Annotated in this window: 19 protein-coding genes; 5 read left to right on the forward strand and 14 right to left on the reverse strand. The window is 38.6% G+C overall.

Annotated elements, in window-relative coordinates:
* Window positions 1-124: 124 nt before the first annotated feature.
* The 6 genes from FZF08_RS11875 to recQ all read right to left on the reverse strand — a co-directional run bounded on the left by FZF08_RS11875 (window position 125) and on the right by recQ (window position 7,357).
* A complete protein-coding gene (locus FZF08_RS11875) occupies window positions 125-754 on the reverse strand; it encodes a DUF6973 domain-containing protein (RefSeq protein ID WP_159469023.1) in 630 nt (209 codons plus the stop codon).
* On the reverse strand, window positions 751-861 hold the full coding sequence (locus FZF08_RS32285; protein ID WP_159469025.1) for a LuxR C-terminal-related transcriptional regulator: 111 nt from the start codon (window positions 859-861) through the stop codon (window positions 751-753). Before FZF08_RS32285 ends, FZF08_RS11875 begins: the two co-directional genes overlap by 4 nt.
* 456 nt (window positions 862-1,317) lie before the next feature.
* The gene (locus FZF08_RS11885) at window positions 1,318-2,514 is read right to left on the reverse strand and encodes an anhydro-N-acetylmuramic acid kinase (protein ID WP_159469027.1); all 1,197 of its coding nucleotides are present in this window, start codon (window positions 2,512-2,514) and stop codon (window positions 1,318-1,320) included.
* Between the two features lie 70 nt (window positions 2,515-2,584).
* Window positions 2,585-3,781, reverse strand: a complete 1,197-nt coding sequence (locus FZF08_RS11890; protein WP_159469029.1) for a regulatory iron-sulfur-containing complex subunit RicT — start codon at window positions 3,779-3,781, stop codon at window positions 2,585-2,587.
* Window positions 3,782-3,796: 15 nt separating this feature from the next.
* Window positions 3,797-5,086, reverse strand: coding sequence for a phosphoribosylamine--glycine ligase (gene purD / locus FZF08_RS11895; RefSeq protein WP_159469031.1), 1,290 nt, complete (start codon window positions 5,084-5,086; stop codon window positions 3,797-3,799).
* A gap of 63 nt (window positions 5,087-5,149) precedes the next feature.
* Entirely contained in the window at window positions 5,150-7,357 is a 2,208-nt protein-coding gene (recQ, locus tag FZF08_RS11900) for a DNA helicase RecQ (RefSeq protein ID WP_159469033.1), read from the reverse strand.
* 93 nt (window positions 7,358-7,450) lie between these two features.
* Between recQ and FZF08_RS11905 the strand changes: the two genes are divergently transcribed.
* Window positions 7,451-8,425 (forward strand): SIS domain-containing protein, encoded by a 975-nt coding sequence (locus FZF08_RS11905; protein WP_159469035.1) that lies wholly within the window; start codon window positions 7,451-7,453, stop codon window positions 8,423-8,425.
* A gap of 89 nt (window positions 8,426-8,514) precedes the next feature.
* On the opposite strand, the gene FZF08_RS11910 is transcribed toward FZF08_RS11905, so the two are convergent.
* The 7 genes from FZF08_RS11910 to rpmG form a co-directional block, all read right to left on the reverse strand.
* Window positions 8,515-8,991, reverse strand: coding sequence for a DUF4293 domain-containing protein (locus FZF08_RS11910; protein WP_159469037.1), 477 nt, complete (start codon window positions 8,989-8,991; stop codon window positions 8,515-8,517).
* An 82-nt stretch (window positions 8,992-9,073) separates the two neighbouring features.
* A complete protein-coding gene (rimO, locus tag FZF08_RS11915) occupies window positions 9,074-10,384 on the reverse strand; it encodes a 30S ribosomal protein S12 methylthiotransferase RimO (RefSeq protein WP_159469039.1) in 1,311 nt (436 codons plus the stop codon).
* A 205-nt stretch (window positions 10,385-10,589) separates the two neighbouring features.
* Window positions 10,590-10,922 carry a type II toxin-antitoxin system RelE/ParE family toxin gene (locus tag FZF08_RS11920; protein ID WP_159469041.1) on the reverse strand — a complete coding sequence of 111 codons (333 nt, stop codon included), beginning with the start codon at window positions 10,920-10,922 and terminating at the stop codon, window positions 10,590-10,592.
* 175 nt (window positions 10,923-11,097) lie between these two features.
* Entirely contained in the window at window positions 11,098-11,757 is a 660-nt protein-coding gene (locus FZF08_RS11925; protein ID WP_159469043.1) for a hypothetical protein, read from the reverse strand.
* Window positions 11,758-11,863: 106 nt separating this feature from the next.
* A complete protein-coding gene (ftsY, locus tag FZF08_RS11930) occupies window positions 11,864-12,823 on the reverse strand; it encodes a signal recognition particle-docking protein FtsY (RefSeq protein ID WP_159469045.1) in 960 nt (319 codons plus the stop codon).
* A gap of 162 nt (window positions 12,824-12,985) precedes the next feature.
* Window positions 12,986-13,138, reverse strand: a complete 153-nt coding sequence (locus FZF08_RS11935) for a DUF4295 domain-containing protein (RefSeq protein WP_159469047.1) — start codon at window positions 13,136-13,138, stop codon at window positions 12,986-12,988.
* 93 nt (window positions 13,139-13,231) lie between these two features.
* A complete protein-coding gene (gene rpmG / locus FZF08_RS11940) occupies window positions 13,232-13,414 on the reverse strand; it encodes a 50S ribosomal protein L33 (RefSeq protein WP_137341032.1) in 183 nt (60 codons plus the stop codon).
* A gap of 289 nt (window positions 13,415-13,703) precedes the next feature.
* Between rpmG and FZF08_RS11945 the strand changes: the two genes are divergently transcribed.
* From FZF08_RS11945 to FZF08_RS11955, 3 genes are all read left to right on the forward strand, one after another.
* On the forward strand, window positions 13,704-14,222 hold the full coding sequence (locus tag FZF08_RS11945; RefSeq protein ID WP_159469049.1) for a hypothetical protein: 519 nt from the start codon (window positions 13,704-13,706) through the stop codon (window positions 14,220-14,222).
* A gap of 92 nt (window positions 14,223-14,314) precedes the next feature.
* On the forward strand, window positions 14,315-15,808 hold the full coding sequence (gatB, locus tag FZF08_RS11950; RefSeq protein WP_159469051.1) for an Asp-tRNA(Asn)/Glu-tRNA(Gln) amidotransferase subunit GatB: 1,494 nt from the start codon (window positions 14,315-14,317) through the stop codon (window positions 15,806-15,808).
* Window positions 15,809-15,845: 37 nt separating this feature from the next.
* The gene (locus FZF08_RS11955; protein ID WP_159469053.1) at window positions 15,846-16,997 is read left to right on the forward strand and encodes a TlpA disulfide reductase family protein; all 1,152 of its coding nucleotides are present in this window, start codon (window positions 15,846-15,848) and stop codon (window positions 16,995-16,997) included.
* 80 nt (window positions 16,998-17,077) lie between these two features.
* Here FZF08_RS11955 and FZF08_RS11960 read toward each other — a convergent pair whose 3' ends face one another.
* The gene (locus tag FZF08_RS11960; protein WP_159469055.1) at window positions 17,078-17,944 is read right to left on the reverse strand and encodes an NAD-dependent dehydratase; all 867 of its coding nucleotides are present in this window, start codon (window positions 17,942-17,944) and stop codon (window positions 17,078-17,080) included.
* Between FZF08_RS11960 and FZF08_RS11965 the strand changes: the two genes are divergently transcribed.
* A complete protein-coding gene (locus FZF08_RS11965; RefSeq protein ID WP_229216507.1) occupies window positions 17,943-18,980 on the forward strand; it encodes a gliding motility protein in 1,038 nt (345 codons plus the stop codon). The two genes, FZF08_RS11960 and FZF08_RS11965, sit on opposite strands and share 2 nt — an antisense overlap.
* The last annotated feature ends 20 nt before the right edge of the window (window positions 18,981-19,000 follow it).

Below are 19,000 nucleotides of genomic sequence, written 5' to 3' on the forward strand. Positions count from 1 at the left end.
GGCAACTTTATAACCAACCTGATATCAGGGTTGATTGCTTATTGTTTCTTTCCCAAAAAGCCTGCCATCAAATTTGAAACAAGTAATACAAATCAAATTACTCTATTTTAAAATCGAACTCAGGTTAATAGTTTTCGTCATTCGTGGCTTTGTTTGTTCTTTGTAAAGTGGGAGTATTTATATTGTTTATAACTGCCCTGTAAGCTCCTCCTTTGTCAACGAGCTTTTTTACAGCAGTTGCTATTTCAGATTCACTACAACTACATTCATTTCCAATATTAATCCCAATACCATTATTCGCTATATCCATCTGCTTGAAAAGATTTTCTGGTGTACCTAGCTCATGATTAGAAACTATTGTCCACGCGGTGGGGGAACCAAGATATTTTGTGTGTAGGGCTGCTGCCAAAACGTGTTTGAAAGCATTTTGATTAGTCCCATCTTTATCAGGAAGAAGTAATGGATTAATGATTTCTGATTTACTCGGATTAGCTTTACTATAATATAGTCTTGAAGTTGTCTCTGCATTTAAATAATTTACGAAAGCTTTCCCAGCTGCAGTCCAATTATTTTGAACCCATGTTTTCTCTGTTGGGGTTAAGTTATTAAACCATTGCGTAAAACCTGGCATATTAGTAATATCGCTAGGACCTCCGGACCAAGTGGTAGTAGGCATTGCTACATTAGAAACAGATATTGAGCAATTTTCATAATCAATATTGTCTACATTAAAGGTTATACTACTTAGATTCAACTAATTATTAATATCTCAGATATAGCAACAGAAGTGAATCCCTTAGCAATAAATTCTAAAATCTGCTTTTCCCTTTCCGTAAACAAATGAGTACAATTAATGCTCATATGAGACTTAAAAAAGAAAATTTGTCACAAATTATCTTCTATAACCTTTATAATGCAATCCATCTAGGAATCTAAAAGCTCCGAAGACCAGTACAAAACCCGGATGTGGATACTAGATTTTATAACCATTTTATGTTAACCAACGAAACACATAAAAAGGGGATGAATGCGTTTCAAGAAAGATTTCTGAAATAGTACAAGGAGAATGCAATCTTCTCACTTGTTTGCATTATTATTTAACGTTTTTTAGGATAACAAAAAATATTTGCCAAAATTAATATTTTAGAAAAAGTGCTATCCAAGCTTTCTGCAAGGGGGGCGGTACTTTAGATAGCATTTTTTGCTTTGGCCAAATTTTAGGTAGATATCATTCATATTAATGAAGGTGAGCAATAACCAAACCTATAAGTTTATTGATAGATACCAAAGTTGCTCTCTTTTCCAAGTAATAATTTTTCACCCCGGAAATGAAATCTTCCCCATCGTCACGCTAGGGACACCTTCACGCTCTCCAAAGGCAACTTCTCCACCCGCAACAGTTTCGTTAGCTAAAACGGCAAATAACACCGCTTCCTTCGCATCTCTGGATACGCCAAGGTCGTCGATAAGAGACAAATGACAGTTTGGTAATTGTTCATGAATCGCCGCCATCAGTACCGGATTATGCGCGCCGCCGCCACTTGCATAAATCTTATAGGTTTCATCAGGTTTGATCATGCGCAGAATAGCACTTGAAATAGTATCCGCACTAAATCGTGTCAACGTGGCAAGAATATCTTCCTGAGAAATTTCAGACAGATGATTTTTATAGATCAGATTATTGACAAAATCTCTATTGAAAACTTCCGGGCCTGTTGTTTTTGGAAACGGCGCCTCGAAAAATGAAAGAGATTTCATCGCATTCAATAAAATTTCATTCACAGAACCGCTGGCTGCAATAGCTCCGTTATCATCATAAGGAATGTTGAAAAACTGTCGGGCAAAAGCATCAATCAAAGTATTTCCCGGACCGGTATCGGTTGTAAAAATATCAGACGGATCTAAGGAACCGGGCAAATAAGTAAAATTGGCAATACCGCCCATATTCAGTAAAATTCTGTTTTCGCCTTTTTGGGAAAACAGAAAATAATCACCGTAAACGGCTAGTGGCGCACCTTCTCCGCCTGCCGCAATATGTTTTTGCCGAAAATCGCTAAGGGTAATAATATTGGTTGTTACAGAAATATGGTCTCCATCTCCAATTTGTAAAGTTGAATTTGGGAAACCGGGAAGATTATGCTGTTTTTTTGGCGCGTGAAAAACCGTTTGTCCATGACTTGCAATAAGATCGATTTCTTCCGCCGGAATATTCCATTTTTTCAAACATTCCAGAATCATACGACCATGTTCCAATCCGATTAATGGATTTAATACACACAAATGTTGAAAATCGATTTCCCGTTTTGCAAAAATCTCACGAATGTTGTCACGAAATTCTTCTGTGAAGGGAACGGTGGCAAATTGCTCAACTGCTAAAATTGTATCCGTTCCACTTCCCTGAATTTTGCAAAGTGCAACGTCAAGTCCGTCCAAAGATGTGCCGGACATAAGTCCTATGATGCGTCGCGAAGGCTGGTTGGCAATCTCCGCCAGACGAATGACATGATTTTTCAAGAATGTGTTGGGTTTGGTTTAAAAGAAAATGAGCTGCAAAATATCAATTTTACAGCTCATTTTTTTTATTTTATTGAGGACTTGTAGGTGTCGCCGCCTGCGGTGGCTTGGCTCCACGGTTTTTATTACCGCTCCTGTTTTTCTTCTTTTTCTTCTTTTTCTGTTCTTCGCTGTACTTGCGATCAAGATTAGCCAGATCACTGTTGAGTGACTGAGCACCTCTGTCAAGTTTTTTCTCAGGTTCCGGAGTCAGAATTTCAAGTGATTCTGGAATCACATTGTTCTTGTTCAGCTCCATGATCTCCAAAACTTTGTCGATCGCTACCGGGTACCAGTTTGTATCCTTTTCAAAACCGAACCACATGATCTTTTTGAAAATGTCGGTTTTTTGAAGCGTCGCTGTACCTTTTTTGGTTTTTAAAGGAACATCTACCGTTGGAATATCACGCAATGCATCGATATAAGTTTCCAACTCATAATTCAAACAGCATTTTAACCGTCCGCATTGTCCTGAAAGTTTTGCAGGATTCAGCGAAAGATTTTGATATCGTGCAGCCGATGTTGAGATATTCTTAAAATCCGTAAGCCAGGTTGAACAGCAAAGTTCACGTCCGCAAGAACCTAATCCGCCTAAACGGCTCGCTTCCTGACGAAGGCTGATCTGCCTCATTTCAATCCGAACCTTAAATTCAGAAGCCAGAGATTTGATCAATTCCCGAAAATCAACACGTTCCTCAGAAGAATAGTAAAAAGTAGTTTTGGTATTATCTGACTGAAATTCAACGTCAGATAATTTCATATTCAGTTTCATCTCACGGATAATTTCCCGTGTACGATAAAGCGTAGGCATTTCTCGTGCCATTGCCTGCGTGTGTTTGTCCAAATCTTTTTCGTTGGCAATCCGGTAAATAACATGAATGTCATCACTGATCGCAACGTTTTTACGCTTCATCTGAAGGCGTACAAGCTCGCCTTGTAAGGATATTGTTCCTACATGCTGGCCAGAGGCCATTTCACAAACAACATAGTCGCCAGTGAAAAAATCCAGTTGATTTATATTACGGAAATATTCTTTTCTTCCGCCTTTGAATTTAACTTCAACAACGTCAAACTTCTGGCTTGCAGGCACATCCATGTGGCTGAGCCAGTCGAAAACGTTCATTTTATTACATCCACCTGTACCACAGGTTCCATTACTTCCACATCCTGAGACGGCCGATCCTTCTTTAGTACCGCACCCGCCGGATGCACATGATCCACATCCCATAGTTCATCGTCTTCATCAAGAGTTATAACGAATTAAATCCATACCGATGTCGTGTCTGAAATATTTACCCTCAAACTGAATCGCTTGCGCGGCGCGCTGCGATTTACGGACTGCATTTTCAAGCGAATTTGCCATTCCGGTCAAAACCATCACGCGGCCTCCATTCGTCACGACTTCGGTATTTGCATTGAATGTAGTTCCTGCATGAAACAGAAATACATCCTCAAGCTTATCACTGCCGGAAATTACTTTCCCCTTTTCGTAATCTCCCGGGTATCCATCCGAAACAAGAACCGTTGTAACAGCCACTTGTGGAGAAATTGTCATTTCAATATCTTGTAAAGTACCTTTTGCTGTTGCAGCTAAAAGTATCAGGAAATCAGATTGAATACGAGGTAAAACCACTTCCGTTTCCGGATCGCCCATACGTGTATTGTACTCAATGACGAAAGGTTCACCTTTTATATTCATCAATCCGATAAATATAAATCCTACATATTTGATCCCTTCACTTTTCAAACCGTGCAGTGTAGGTTTCACAACTTTTTCTTCAACTTTTCTTAAAAAATTCGCATCAGCAAATGCTACGGGTGAAACGGCGCCCATTCCTCCGGTATTTAGCCCGGTATCATTTTCGCCGATTCTTTTGTAATCCTTCGCTTCTGGCAGAATTTTGTAATTTTCTCCGTCACAAAGTACAAATACTGAAAGTTCAATTCCTTTCAAGAATTGCTCAATTACGACTTTATTTCCTGCTGTTCCAAATTTGCCGTCAATCAGCATTTCTTTGAAAGCAATCTCAGCGTCCGCTTTCTTCTCAGCGATTATAACGCCTTTTCCTGCCGCAAGTCCATCCGCTTTGAGCACAATTGGCAAGGCGTGGTTCTCAATATATTCAAGACCACTTTCCAAAGTCTCCGCTGTAAATGTGCGGGAAGCTGCTGTTGGAATGTTATATTTTTGCATAAATGCCTTGGAGAAATCTTTACTTCCTTCCAATTGAGCACCTGCTGCATTAGGTCCGATAATCTTGATTTTGGCAAGATCAGCGCGTCCTTCAAAATAATCAACAATCCCATTCACCAGCGGTTCTTCGGGACCAACGATAACCAATTCTATGCTGTTTTCAAGAACAGCCGTTGCAACGGAATCAAAATCATTATAAGAAATTGGAATATTTGTCGCCACAGTGGCGGTACCGGCATTCCCCGGCGCTACAAACAAACTGTCACAAAGAGGGCTTTGGGCAATTTTCCAGGCAAAAGCGTGTTCACGTCCGCCTGATCCCAATATAAGTACATTCATAACCTGATAATAATAATTTTAACGAACAAATCTTCACAGGCAAAATCCTTGCCTACATATGGATTAATTCGCCAATTCTGATAAAAACTTAATTCGCACTAGTCTCAATTCTTCTTCGCTGACATCGTCACCTGAAAATTCGTCTAATGCTGCTGCGATATTATCTGTTTCAGCACTCATGAAATAATCATAAATATCCTGCTGACGTTCTTTATCAATCACCTGATTGATGTAGTAGTCAAGATTCAATTTTGTTCCTGAGTAACAGATATGTTCGACTTCTTCAATAATATCGCCCAGTGGCATATTTTTAACATCGGCAATTTCATCCAGACTTATTTTTCTATCAACCTGCTGAATGATAAAAATCTTGATCTTGGATTTGTTAACCGTTGATTTTATGACAACATCTTTCGCCGTTTCAATATCATTTTCTTCTACATATCTTGTAATAAGATCAATAAACTGACGTCCGAATTTCTGCACCTTACCCATTCCGACGCCATTAATCTGCGCCATTTCCTGTTGTGTGGTAGGATAAGTTGTTGCCATTTCTTCCAGAGACGGATCCTGGAAAATAACGTATGGAGGCAGATCTTTTTCTTTGGCAACTTTTTTACGAAGTGCCTTCAACATGCCTAAAAGCGCTTCATCATACGCATGTGCGCTTCCTCCTGATGCTGCATCGGCATCATCCTCCACTTTTACCTCTTCTTCTTCGAAGTTATGGTCTTTGTAAAGTGTTACCGGATAGGGGTCATTGATGTAATTAAGACCTTTTTCTCCAATTTTAAGTATGCCGTAGTTCTCAATATCTTTTTCAAGATAATTTAAAATAACCAGCTGGCGAATCGTTGAAATCCAGTATTCACGGGATTCATTGAGTTCAGTACCTTTCCCAAAAACGTCCAGTTTGTCATGTTCGTAACTACGGACGTATTGATTATCAGTTGCAGTAATCAGATCGGTAATATGTTCGCCATCAAAGCGTTGTTCGGTTAAATGAACCGCGCGAAGTACAAGTACCACTTCATCCTGAACTTTTCGTTTTTCAGTTGGTTTGACACAATTGTCGCAGAATCCACAATCCTTATCAAGATATTCACCAAAGTAGCTTAAAAGTTGTCTTCTCCGGCAAACGCCCAAAGTAGAATACGCAACCATTTCATTCAGCAAATGGCGTGCATTATCGCGTTCGGTAACGGTTTTGTCCTTATTGAATTTTTCCAGTTTCTGAATGTCATCATAGCTGTAAAACATCAAACAATTTCCTTCGAGACCATCACGTCCGGCCCTGCCCGTTTCCTGATAATAGCCTTCAAGCGATTTTGGCACATCGTAGTGAATCACAAAACGAACATCAGGCTTGTCAATGCCCATTCCAAAAGCAATCGTGGCAACAATTACGTCAACATCTTCATTCAGAAATGCATCCTGGTTTGCCATACGCGTATTACTATCCAGACCGGCGTGGTATGGCAGTGCTTTTACGTCGTTTACAGAAAGCAATTCAGCAATTTCTTCAACCGTTTTTCGGCTCAAACAATATACAATTCCCGATTTGCCCTTGTTGTTGCGGACATAGCGGATCAGTTGTTTTTTAGTATCTTTTTTAGCGCGGATCTCGTAATAAAGATTTTTCCGGTTGAAGGAAGACTTGAAAGTCTCGGCTTCTTCCATTTGTAAATTTTTACGGATATCCTGTTGAACTTTCGGCGTGGCAGTAGCAGTAAGCGCAATGATCGGAAGGTTACCGATATTTTCGATAATCCCGTAAATGCGGCGATATTCCGGACGGAAATCATGTCCCCATTCAGAAATACAATGTGCTTCGTCAATAGCGACAAAAGAAATTTTAACTCTTTTCAGAAATTCAAGATTTTCTTCTTTTGTCAAAGATTCCGGTGCGATGTAAAGAAGTTTTAAACTTCCGTCCAGGGCATCGTTTTTTACTCTCGTCATCTCCGCCTTCGTCAGCGTAGAATTAAGAAATTGTGCGTTTATCCCAAATGCTGTCAGCTGGTCAACCTGATTTTTCATAAGGGCAATAAGCGGAGATATAACGATTGTCATACCTTCCGTCACCAGTGCCGGCAACTGATAGCAAAGTGATTTTCCTGCTCCCGTTGGCATAATAACGAAAGTATTTTTGCCCAGCAGAATATTTTGAATTATAACTTCTTGCTCTCCCCGAAACTGACTGTAACCAAATATTTCTTTGAGTCTTTCTTTTAATGTGCCTAAAACGACATTATCAACCTGCTTTACCATACTTTGTCAACAAAATGGATATCCCAAAAGTCTCTATCTTTGTCTTTGATCTTAAAAATTAGAATTAGTTCTCAATAAAACTGTAATTCAGATTTGAAATTAATAAAAAATATTCAGTCCATCGCAAAGAATGTGATACTGCATGAAGCTATTGCTTTACAGAATCTTGTTGAAAGGATTGATGACGAATTTGAAAAATGCGTATATGCCATTTTAAATTCCGGTGGGCGGGTCGTTGTTTCGGGAATTGGTAAAAGTGCAATCATTGCACAGAAAATTGTGGCAACCCTGAATTCTACTGGTACTCCGGCATTATTTATGCACGCTGCGGACGCAATTCACGGAGATTTGGGTATGATCCAGGATAATGATGTGGTTTTGGTCATATCAAAAAGCGGTGATACGCCTGAAATAAAAGTTTTAGTTCCGCTTTTGAAACGTACCGGCGTTCCGATTATCGCGATGGTCAGTAATACCGATTCTTACCTTGCACAACATGCTCAATTTATTTTAAATGCCTATGCACCTAACGAAGCAGATTCGCACAATTTAGCACCAACAACCAGTACAACGGTCGCGATGGCGTTGGGTGACGCGCTGGCTATATCTTTGTTGGAAACGAGAGGGTTTACACGTCAGGATTTTGCCAAATATCATCCGGGCGGTGCACTTGGGAAAAGATTGTACCTGAAAGTGTGTGATATTTATCCAAACAATACACTTCCGATTGTTGATGAAAATGCCACGTTAAAACAGGTTATAATGGAAATTACCTCTAAAAGACTTGGTGTAACGGCGGTAAATAATGCCAAAGGAGAAATGGCAGGAATTATTACCGATGGCGATTTAAGACGTATGTTAAATCAGCATTCGGGTGAAGAACTATTACACTTGAAGGCTTGTGATATTATGACGGCATCACCGATTTGCGTCGATCCGGAAGATTTTGCCGTGAAGGCTTTGGAAATTATGCAATCAAAAAGCATAACACATGTGGTGGTGGTTGATGGAAATATCGTAAAAGGATTTGTTCATCTGCACGATTTGTTACGGGAAGGTTTGGTATAAAAAATAAAAATTAAGCATAAAAAGGGCTTGGAAATTGAAAGTTTTACTTTCGTTTTTCAAGCCCTTTTTACTAAAATATTTTCTGAAAATTATCTCAAACGGTTTGATTGCTGAACGGTTTTTTCATCCTTACGGATATAACGGTTGGCCATCACATTGGCAAGCATCGCCCCTACAAGGCCGTAAAATCCTATGGTATAATCACCTGGAATCTGCGGATCAAATAATTTGGCTGCTTTGTAAAAAGTTAAATAAATAACCAGACCAAGAAGCGTACTCATTAAAATTGAATTCACTGCGCATAAGGCAGACTGCAAAATCCGGTTACGGAATTTAATTAATGAAAAGGCAGCAACTCCTGCAATTACAATGGCAAGAACCAACAAATACGGAACTGAATCAATATTGGACTGAACCGGATTAATCTGATGTGTAAGTTTCAGTGCTGTTAAAGAAATCTGCTGATCTCCTGCGGCGGCTATTTTAGTCCAGAGCGGAAACGAAACAAAAATGCCCATTCCAATAATTGTAATGGCCAAAAAGATGGATTGAATGCGTTGCAACATGTTTTGTAATAATTATTATTTTGCGGATAAGTTGCAAAATTAGTAAAGACCCAGATTATGAAAAATTTATTTTAACGATTCGTTACACAACAACATCCCCATACAAATCAAACTCCTCAGCATTATTGATTTTTACATTAGCAAAATCACCAAGACGAACATACTGACTTGCCGGAACAAGAACTTCATTATCAACTTCCGGGGAATCAAATTCAGTACGGCCGATAAAGTATCCACCTTCCTTGCGATCGAAAAGAACTTTGTAGGTATTGCCGATTTTCTGCTGATTTAATTCATGAGAAATTCCCTGTTGCAATTCCATGATTGCATCGGCACGTTCCTGTTTGATTTCCGCAGGAATGTCATCAGGCATTGAGTAGGAATGCGTATTATCTTCATGAGAATATTGGAATGCTCCTAAACGGTCGAAACGCATTTTTTCAACAAACTCGTAGGTTTCATCAAAAAGTGCTTCGGTTTCTCCAGGGTGGCCAACGATCAGTGTCGTACGCAATGTAATTTCAGGAAGTTTTTCACGAATTGAATAAATCAAAGATTCCGTTTTCTCACGTGAAATTCCTCTGCGCATGGATTTCAAAATTTCTGAAGAACCTGACTGCAATGGCATATCCAGGTATTTACAAATATTGCTGCGTTCCTTCATCACATCCAGAACGTCCATTGGGAAACCTGCCGGATATGCATATTGTAATCTGATCCACTCAATACCTTCAACATCAGAAAGTTGAGCCATTAAATCAGAAAGATTTCTCTTTTTATAAATATCCAGACCGTAGTAAGTAAGATCCTGAGCGATCAGGATTAATTCTTTGGTACCGCGTTTAGCCAATGACTTTGCTTCTTTTACCAATTCATCAATCGGACGGGAAACGTGGCTTCCGCGCATAATGGGAATAGCACAAAAACTGCAAGGTCTGTCGCAGCCTTCGGCAATTTTCATGTAAGCGTAATGTGTTGGTGTAGTCAGAAGACGTTCACCTACAAGTTCATGTTTATAATCTGCTTTTAGTGTTTTAAGCAAACGTGGAAGCTCATTGGTGCCAAACCAGGCATCTACGGTAGGTATTTCAATGGAAAGTTCATCTTTGTAGCGGTGCGACAAACAGCCTGTTACATACACTTTATCCACAATTCCGGCTGCTTTTGCATCTGCATAACGAAGAATTGTGTTGATCGATTCTTCCTTTGCATTGTCAATAAAACCGCAGGTATTGATCACTACAATCTGGGAATTATCCTTTTTTGATTCATGCGTTACATCGAATCCGTTTCCCTTTAACTGGGTATATAAAACTTCGGAGTCAACCAGGTTTTTTGAGCAACCAAGCGTGACAATATTTACTTTGTTTGTACGTATTCCTTTGGTTTTCATAGGATGTAGCTAATGGCGTCAAGCTTTTAGCTATTAATTTTTATTGAATAGTAATTCATCACACAACCGGAAGTCAGAAAGTTTCCTTTGAAGTAGTTGATAATGAACGGTCAAACGGGGTGCAAAGTTCGTGAAAATTTGAATAGCAATTTCTATCGGGCGATAGAATAGTTTAATTCTCTAAATTTTATTGATTCTGAAGATGTTATAATTTAATTTTTCGGGTGGCTTTTATTTTGGAAATACTTCTGCTGGCATGAATAATATTCAAAACTTCGATTCTAATTAAGGTAATTTTATAAATCACCAAATAGCTACCAAAACGAATATTTCTATACTTTTTTGACTTTGTTGCTAAGTACCGGCATTCTGGATGTTGTAAGTATTCTTTGCACAAAGATTGAATTTGCAGATTTAATTCATCAAGAAAAGTGCTTGCAGAAGCAAATGAAAAGGTCTCAATTCCATAAATAAATATTTCTTCAAGGCTGAGCAGAGACTGCTCGCTAATTACTACTTCGAGTATTTCGTCTTCCAATTGTGTATACGTTCTGATGCCTGCTTCACAGTATAAAACGGGCCTTTTTCAGCCGCTTTAATCATACTCTTAAATTCATCTTCGTTCATGGCTGGACCTTGAACTACAAGACTATTTTTTGAAGTTTTTAATTTACCCATGATCAAAGATAAAAATTAAGTCTGTTTGAAACAAATTACTTTTCGATAAGGTTTGATTCAACCAATGACTCATGTTTTATTACTGGAAATCGTTTTTCGGTCCATAGAAAAGGGATTTTCTTAAAGTATTCCTGTATAGCCCAGGTTCCCGGTGTACGATCAGTGAGAATAAAAGAATCTCCATTTATAAGTGAATAGATAGAATACCCAAATCGTACCCTACCACCACTACTTATTGTTTCAATATTTTTAATATCGCCTTCTTTTATTAAATAAGTTTTTTCCGGGAAATCAATTTCTACGGTTTTTTCATCCGGATGATATGTGATTCGAATGTTTTTGGTGTATTTCCAGTAATTCAAATCAAGATATGAATAGCCAATAAATGGGGAAATTAGAATAAAAGAAATAAATATAAGAGCAACTGAAATCCGCCAGTCATATAAATAAACTGAGCTTGAAAAAGTACTGGGAACTTTACTAAGGCAATATAAACCGGAAAGGCCAAAATAGTAAAACAAAAGATTTTCGAATCTGGTAAAATATTGAAATACAGTGATCTGGTATGAACGGGAGATTTTTAACGCAGAATGCTTTCCAATAGTATCATCTGTATATCTTAATAGGCTCCAGATTGCCCATCCGAAGATTCCAAAAATGAAGGCAAATAGTAAAAATGAATCGTTCTTATCCATAGTCAAAAGCGATACTTAATGAACAATAGTTCAAAATACCACTTTCCGGGTTATGGAAAAATCAAAAAGTTAATGATATGTCACCAGTAATGATGAACGGCAGAAATCAAATCTTTTTAAACAAAGAATCAACAAATTCACTCCGATCAAATACCTGTAAATCTTCCATTTTTTCTCCTACACCAATGTATTTGATCGGGATTTTGAATTCATCAGAAATACCAATAACTACGCCGCCTTTTGCAGTTCCATCAAGTTTTGTTATTGCCAATGCAGAGATTTCAGCAACTTTTGTGAATTCACGCGCCTGAATGACGGCATTTTGCCCGGTGCTTCCGTCGAGTACAAGAAGTACTTCGTGTGGTGCATCGGGAATAATTTTCTGCATAACGCGCTTGATTTTCGAAAGCTCGTTCATCAGATTAACCTTTGTGTGTAATCTTCCAGCAGTGTCGATAATGATCACATCGGCATTGATTTCTATACCACGTTTCAAAGCGTCATAAGCAACCGCTGACGGATCTGTGTTCATGCCGTGGTCAATCACAGGAACATCAACACGTTTTCCCCAAAGTTTTAATTGTTCAACAGCCGCAGCACGGAAAGTATCCGCAGCACCTAAAACAACTTTATGTCCACGGGAGTGGAACTGGTGCGCAAGTTTTCCAATCGTTGTCGTTTTTCCAACTCCATTTACACCAACAACCATAATCACGTAGGGTTTTGGCAAATGTTCGGTTTCAAAACTATCGGTAACATCAACAGATTTATTTTCTGTAAGAAGGGATGCGATTTCTTCCCGTAAAATAATATCAAGTTCAGCCGTAGTTGCATACTTATCTCTTGCAACACGTTCCTCGATACGCTTGATGATTTTTACAGTTGTTTCAACACCTACATCAGAGCTGACAAGAATATCTTCAAGTTCGTCAAGTACTTCTTCGTCGATTGTCGTTTTACCAACGATGGCACGCGAGAGTTTGCCAAAAAAACTATCTTTGGTTTTTTCGAGACCTTTGTCTAATGTCTCTTTTTTTTCTTTTGAAAAAAACCCAAATAAAGCCATAGTCTGATGTATAGGTTAAAATCTAATTTTGTTAGTATGCCAAAAGTATCATATTACTTCTGCATGAATGTTTTTACAACCCAAAAGTAAAACAAAAAAGTCCCTCTAGGGACTTTTCGGGCAATCTAATTAAAACCTTGCAAACATAAGGGAAAAATCACCTTAGTTTTTAAGGGCACCTTGTACGCCATCGATAGGCACCATTTCTTCTTTGAAGGTCCAGGCTCCTGTTTTTGGAGACTTAACGGCTTTAATCACTTTGGCAAATGATTTACCGCCTTCTTTTTTCAGGGTAGCAACTACTTTCTTTGCCATGTCTGTATATAGTTAATATGTTATTGTATATATTAAATGCTATTGTAATTACGACATATCGCTCACTTTTCAGTCAGCAAACATTGAAAGTAATTACTTAATCTCTTTGTGAAGAGTATAACGTCTTAGGAAAGAATTGAATTTTTTCAATTCCATACGGCCTGGCGTATTTTTCCGATTTTTTGTCGTTATGTAACGTGACATTCCTGGTACACCCGTAGTCTTCTGCTCGGTGCATTCCAATATAACCTGTACTCTATTACCTTTCTTAGCCATTACTTTACATCGTTTTACAAATAGGACTGCAAAAGTAAGAAGATTTCATATTATTTAAAAAACATATTTCAAATAAAATTTAGATAAATAATAAATTTCAAGAATTTATATAGGCTATTTTTGTGTTAAATATCTGATAATAAGTTTTTTATGTGCAATATTAAATTTACTGTATGAGAGGATTTATAATATACAATAGGGAAATCTAAGACAAACTTGCTTTCTTCGTGTAGTGATTAATCGTGAAATTCGATAATCTGGCGGAATTACTTTAAATATGTTTAAAAAAATGGCACTTAAAAAATTTACTTCTCTGGCAACAGTTGCCATAGCTGCCTCAATCTGGATAGGCTGTTCTTCCGCGGAAGACAAAGCCAAATACGATACGTTTTATGGTACGGGCAGCAAAGCTCGTGAAGCAACTGCAATTACAGTTCTTCAGGCGGAAAAAAGAGATACACCTGAACCTGCAAAAACGGCAGCGGCTCCTGCGACACCTGCTGTAAAATCTGACACGGCCATGGCTGCGCCTGCTGCTGAAGAAAAACCAAAACGCAAGCCAGTACCTGCTGATGTATCAGCATTGCTGAACAAACATGCATGTTTGGCATGTCACAATCCTTACGACAAAATCATTGGCCCTCCGTATGCGGAAGTAGCCAAAAAGAAATATACAGTGGATCAGATTATAGAACTGGTTCATGCTCCAAAACCTGAACATTGGCCTGGTTTCCCTCCAATGGCTCCAATGGCGCATGTTCCAAAAGCAGATATTGCTGTGATTGCAGGTTGGATAAACTCGTTATAAGTTGATTTGACGCAGTTTATTATAGAAAAAACGGGTCGTTCATATGGTGGACGACCCGTTTTTGTATCTTTGCCAAAGAATTTTTAACCAATATGACTGAAAGCATACTCAATCCAACGGAGCTGACCGAAGACCTTATTGCCACCTACGAAACGGTAATTGGTCTTGAAGTGCATTGCCAGCTATTAACAGAATCGAAATTATTCGCTCAGGACCTGAACCGTTTTGGTGCTGAACCGAATACCAATATAGGGCCATTAACACTGGCGTTGCCGGGAACTTTGCCCAAACTGAATAAAAAAGCAGTGGAATATGCCGTTCGTATGGGACTTGCTTTAGGCTGTTCCATTAGCAGACGTACTATTTTTGATAGAAAAAATTATTTCTATCCGGATCTTCCAAAAGGATATCAGATTTCCCAGGATAAAAAACCAATCTGTGAAAACGGAGGGATTACGATTTCTGTAAAAGGAAATGATGGAAAGTTATATGAAAAATATATTCGTTTTCATCATATTCATTTGGAAGAAGATGCCGGGAAATCTGTTCATGATGGAAGCGATACAGATACCTTGCTGGATTATAACCGCGCAGGAACTCCGTTGGTAGAAATGGTTTCGGAACCGGATTTGAGATCGGCGGAAGAAACAGGCGCTTTTGTTACTGAAATTCGCCGTCTGGTACGTTATCTGGATATCAGCGACGGAAATATGGAAGAAGGATCGCTTCGTTGTGATGTTAATGTTTCGCTTCGTAAAAAAGGTGAAACGAAACTGGGAACGAAGGTTGAGGTTAAAAACATGAACTCAATCCGGAATATGATGCGTGCTATCAATTTTGAAACACGCAGACAAATTTCAATGCTTGAAAATGGTGAAACCATTCAGCAGGAAACACGGATGTTTGACGTTGATAGCGGAAAAACATATGGTATGCGTGTGAAGGAAACGATGAATGATTATCGTTATTTCCCGGATCCGGATCTAAGTCCTGTTGTTATTTCTGAGCAATGGTTAAGCGATATTACGGACGCAATGCCAGCTTTACCGCAAGCATTGCGTGAGAAATTTACAAAGGTTTACGGTGTTCCTGTCTACGATGCGCTGGTGCTGACGGATACAAAGGAAATGGCTGAATATTTTGAAGCTGTTTGTGCAAAGACATCTGCTTACAAAGCGGCATCAAACTGGCTGATGGGTTCTGTGAAATCTTATGTCAACGAGCATGACGGTAATATTGAATCTTTCCCGATTTCAGCACAGATTTTGGCTGAATTGATCGAGCTGACGGAAACCAATGTGATCAGTAATTCTATTGCGACACAAAAAATATTTCCGATTCTTTTAAATGAACCTAAACGTTCACCAAAAGAGATCGCTACAACAAATAACTGGCTGCAAAACAGCAATACAAATGAGCTGGAATCGTTGGTAGATGAGGTCATTGCATCGATGCCAGATAAGGTTGCGGCTTACCGGAAAGGTAAAAAAGGTCTGTTGGGATTGTTCGTGGGTGAAATCATGAAAAAATCAAACGGAGCCGCGGATCCTAAAATGGTTAATCAGTTGCTGGCCGAAAAATTGTAATCAATACTTTACATTGGAGAATATTGCAAAGGAAATTATGAAGAAACGCATTAAAACAGGCTTTTTTATTTTAGGATTGGCCTTAACGGGTGTCTCCGTAATGGCCCAGATAACTCCTAAAACTTTTACAATTAACGGTAAAGTTAAAAATGGTTCAGCAGGTGAAAAGGTCTTGTTAAGTCAGTCGCTGGTAACCGGAACGGCTATAAAACTGGATTCGGCCAAAATGTCTGCTGATGGATCTTTTACAATTAAAGGATTGGAAAAAGATGGTGGCAGTTTTTACTTGCTGAATATCGCTGATCGCCAGAAAATAGTTTTGCTTTCGGAAGGTGGTGAAACGTTCAATATAGTAGCAGACGGATTTGACAAAGACAGCAAAGGAAATCCTGGCAAAGTAGAAATTACAGGTTCAAAAAACATGGATTATTACGCCAAACTGGTGGATATAAACCGCAGTATGGGTGCAAAAGTTGCTGTCTGGAATGACGAATATGCCAAGGCAGAAGCAAAAAAGGACACTAAGAAAATTCAGGAAATCCAGAAAGCATATCAAGGTGCGGAGCAGGAACAGGTAACTAAAATCAAGGCATTGATTCCGGAAATGGGAACATCGCTGGTGGCTATTTTTGCAGCAAATAACTTTTTAAATCCTGAAACCGATCTTCCTATTTTGCAGGAAGTGGCCAAAAAATTTGAAAGTGTGAAACCTACGCCAAAACTGGCAGAAGCATTTATTGGCCAGATTAAGCGGATCAAAGGTATTTCTGTTGGCGATGAAGCACCGGATTTTACACTGAATGATCCGGAAGGAAAACCGGTTGCACTTTCTTCCCTGCGCGGAAAATTTGTTTTAATTGATTTCTGGGCTTCCTGGTGTGGCCCATGTCGTATGGAAAACCCGAATGTGGTTCGTATGTATGACAAATTTAAAAGCAAAGGTTTTGACATTTACGGTGTTTCACTAGACAAAGAAGCTAATGCCTGGAAAGCTGCAATTAAAAAAGATAACTTAACCTGGATACACGGATCAGATCTTAAATTCTGGAATTCGGTAGTAGCGCAGACCTATGGTGTAAGTGCAATTCCACAGACTTATTTATTGGATAAAGAAGGAAAAGTTATTGCAAAAAATCTTCGCGGACCAGCTTTGGAAGCTAAGTTAACGGAGCTTTTGGGTATGCAATAATTGATTTAAAACTTTGGTTATAAAAAATCCGTGGGACTTCTCTCACGGATTTTTTATTAAAAAAGAGTTTAATCGCTTACTTATTCTTCATAATAAAACAACAAAGGATCGGGGAATTTGAAATCGTATTCATAAAATGAATTCAATTTTTCTGCTGATATCATTTTAAAATCGGTTTGAATATTTTGTTCCGCGAACGTTGGAGCCTCCCAACCAAATTGAGCGCAGGATTTGATATAAATTTCTTTTCTGGTTGGATGCAATGGAGCAACAATATTGAAAGTTTCGTTGGCTATGCCCTTTTCTAAGATGGAAATAATGATTCCGACAGAATCATCCCGGTGGATGTAATTGACAGGTATAGAGCCTGTTGTTAATTCTTTTTGGCCTTTAATATATTTTCCAGGAATACGATTATAGCCTAGTAATCCACCATGACGCAAAATCGAAACTTGTCTGTCTCCACGGAGATTTATCAATAGATTTTCAGCTTCCACCATAGCCGGAGAAGGAGATTGTTCCGGTGAAACGACATCACTTTCTATAACAATTCGGTTCAAATCAGGATATATACTGGTCGAACTGACGTATAAAATCTCTATAATCGGAGCGTTTTTTATGTGATCAATTACGGACTGAATTTGTCTTGGATGAAAATCAGCTTCGTTTTTTGATAATTTTGGAGGAATTGAAATAATTAAAGTATCACAATCAAAAAAGGATTTAATCTCAACCTCATTTCCGGAAATTTCCGGATCTAATTTTAACAAAAAGCCCTCAATTCCTGATTGCTTAAATTTTTCAATTTTATCCGCAGAAGTTGTGCTCCCTTTTACTTGTGATGAAATATCATCCGTTAGCAAACGTTGAGCTAAGGGAAAGCCCAGCCAGCCGCAACCTAAGATGCTTATCCGTTTTTTTTCTATTTTTGTATTTTGATCAATCATGATAATTCGTTTCTTCCGAATGTTTTATATACGCACTTTAATCGTTGTCAGCTGCCTTGCATTAGGGTTTTCCTCTTGTAAAACAGATACTAAAAAAGAATCAGTGTCCGATTCCGGTGCGTTGCAAGTTACGGTACACACTGAAAATTTGGATGAACAATTATTCGCTTGTAAATCAGTAAACGACGTCCAAAGTTTTCTGGACAAGCATCCGTATTTATCCGACTGGTATTTCACCGATGCACCCGTAGCCAAAGCCGAATTGCCGGCTCATCTTTTTCAGATTTTGCAAAATAAAGATTTTAGGGCATTCAAAGTACAGCTGGATTCAATCATTGGCGATAGAAATGTTTCTGTTATCAATCCATTGAAAGAAGCTTTTGGACAAATCGCTAAATTTTATCCCAATTTTAAAGCGCCGGAAGTAAAATTCATGGTAACCGGTTTTGCAGGAAATGATCTGTATATTTCTGATTCGCTGATTGTTATCGGACTGGATTATTTCGGCGGGCCAAAAGCGATGTATCGACCGGATGTGTATGATTATCAATTAAAGCGTTATCAAAAGGAATACATCGTTCCTTCAATTATTTTTTTCATGTCAAATAAATATAACCATATCAACGCCTCCGACCGGACGCTTTTGGCTGATATGATCGGTTATGGAAAAGGATATGAATTTGTGAAACAGGTTATACCCAATGCTCCGGATAGCCTGATTTTGGGATATTCGGAAGAAAGTTTGACAAGAACTTATAACAGTCAGGAGGCGATATGGTCGTTTTTTGTGTCGAATAAATTATTGTACGAAAATACAGATCTTAAAAAACAGAAATTCATTGGAGAACGTCCCTTCACCACTGAAATCGGTAATGAAGTCCCGGGTGGAATCGGGCGCTGGATTGGCTGGCGGATCGTAAGCCGGTACATGGCTGAAAATCCAAATGTAACATTACCCGAACTCATGAAAAACGACAATGCAGCCAATCTGCTGCAAGCTTCAGGTTATAAAGGTCAAAAGGATGAGGAAGAGTAACAATTTTGTTTATTTTTGCC

This window comes from Dyadobacter sp. 3J3 (assembly GCF_009801115.1).
In the GTDB taxonomy this organism is placed as follows: Bacteria; Bacteroidota; Bacteroidia; order Cytophagales; family Spirosomataceae; genus Dyadobacter.